Below are 364 nucleotides of genomic sequence, written 5' to 3'. Positions count from 1 at the left end.
ACCCCGGGCTGTTGAGAGGAGACCCCAATGAGCCCCCGCCCCCGCCCCTGCCTTCGCCTCCCGCGGTCGTTGTGGCGTCTCGCTGCCGGGCTGGCCAGCTACCGTCAGGCCATCGACTCGATCGTGTGGACCTGCGCCCGCATCGACCGCTGCCCCCACTGCCACCGCCGCGGCGTCGACGGATGCGACCCCGCCACCGGGCCGCACCCCTCACCCGCCACACCCGGCCGACTGCGCCGCGCCGCCCACACCGCCCGCCTCGCCTGGCACCTGCGCCACACACTCCCGGCCCACCTCAACCAGCCTTTCGCCAACACCCCCACCACCCCGGCCGACGCCCCGTTCTGAACCCCCGGCCCGCCAC

The 364-nt window shown here is 75.5% G+C and carries 1 protein-coding gene; it reads left to right on the top strand.

The window, feature by feature from the left end; all coding sequences use genetic code 11:
* Window positions 1-27 precede the first annotated feature (27 nt).
* Complete coding sequence (locus EEJ42_RS08870; RefSeq protein ID WP_123099424.1) at window positions 28-348, top strand: hypothetical protein; 321 nt, start codon at window positions 28-30, stop codon at window positions 346-348.
* Window positions 349-364 lie beyond the last annotated feature (16 nt).

The organism is Streptomyces botrytidirepellens (assembly GCF_003721215.1).
GTDB lineage: Bacteria > Actinomycetota > Actinomycetes > Streptomycetales > Streptomycetaceae > Streptomyces > Streptomyces himastatinicus.
Note: the sequence above shows the minus strand (reverse complement) of the source record. Positions and strands in the feature narration are given on the sequence as shown.